A 1,154-nucleotide genomic window follows, 5' to 3' on the forward strand; every position below is an offset into this window, starting at 1 on the left:
CATACGGGCCTGCGGCATGAAGATGGCCGCATCAGAGGCCGGACACATGTCAGCACCCGGTGACGCGCCAGGATCAGCTCTGAAAATACCCCTTGCGCAAGGGGCGGTTACACATGTTGCACAAATCTCGTGAGGGATTCATCTCGTGAATCCAGCGTGATAGCTGTGAGGCATGAGCAGACCGCCCCCTCCGACCTACAAGACCAAGAACTGGCCCGCCTACAATGAAGCGCTGAAGCGCCGCGGCTCGCTAACGATCTGGTTCAATCCCGCCATGACCTGGGAAGCCGCGCCGACCGGCAAGCGCGGACGGCATCCCGCCTATGGTGATGCCGCCATCCAGACCTGCCTGACGATGAAGGTGCTGTTCGGTATGGCGCTTCGACAGACCACCGGGTTTGTCGAGAGCCTGCTGCGGCTGGTCGGCCTGGACTGGGCGGTGCCCGACTTCAGCACGCTGTCGCGCCGCCAGAAGACCCTGAAGGTGAACATCCCCTACCGAGGTTCGGATGGCCCATTGCACCTGCTTGTCGACAGCACCGGGATCAAGGTCGAGGGCGAAGGCGAGTGGAACGCACGCAAGCATGGCGGCGCCAAACGTAGGGTCTGGCGCAAGATCCACATCGGGATCGACGAGAAAACCTTGGAAATCCGCGCTGCCGAGTTCACCACCAGCGACGTGGGCGACGCGCCCATACTGCCCGAACTGCTCGGCCAGATCCCGCCCGAGCAGGAGATCGCCACTGTCACCGCCGACGGCGCCTTCGACACCCGCAAGTGCCATGACGCCATCGCGGCCCGTGGTGCGGCGGCGATCATACCGCCCCGCAAGAACGCCAAACCTTGGAAGCCAGACACCCCCGGTGCTGTCGCTCGCAACGAAATCCTGCGCACATCGCAGCGCGTCGGGCGGACCATCTGGCGACGATGGAGCGGCTATCACCGCCGAAGCCGCGCAGAAACCAAGATGCACTGCGTCAAACTGCTGGGTCAGCGCCTGTCCGCACGCGACTTCGACCGTCAGGTCGCGGAGTTCCAAGTCCGAGTCGCCGTGCTCAACGGCTTCACTGCGCTCGGCACGCCGCTCACAGAGGTCGCGGGATAGGTCTGCCCGGGGAAGGGAGAAGGCCGGTCAGCAGCCGATTTGTGCAACA

At 64.0% G+C, this 1,154-nt stretch carries 1 protein-coding gene; it reads left to right on the plus strand.

Annotated elements, in window-relative coordinates; all coding sequences use genetic code 11:
• Window positions 1–172: 172 nt before the first annotated feature.
• A complete protein-coding gene (locus tag ACO2Q5_RS23895; protein WP_423295722.1) occupies window positions 173–1,105 on the plus strand; it encodes an IS5 family transposase in 933 nt (310 codons plus the stop codon).
• The last annotated feature ends 49 nt before the right edge of the window (window positions 1,106–1,154 follow it).

This window comes from Neotabrizicola sp. VNH66 (assembly GCF_049445895.1).
Classification (GTDB): domain Bacteria; phylum Pseudomonadota; class Alphaproteobacteria; order Rhodobacterales; family Rhodobacteraceae; genus Pseudogemmobacter.

What these genes read in the sequence shown, in the direction of transcription:
- ACO2Q5_RS23895 (WP_423295722.1), top strand. Translation starts at nt 173, where the DNA reads ATGAGCAGACCGCCCCCTCCGACCTACAAGACCAAGAACTGGCCCGCC.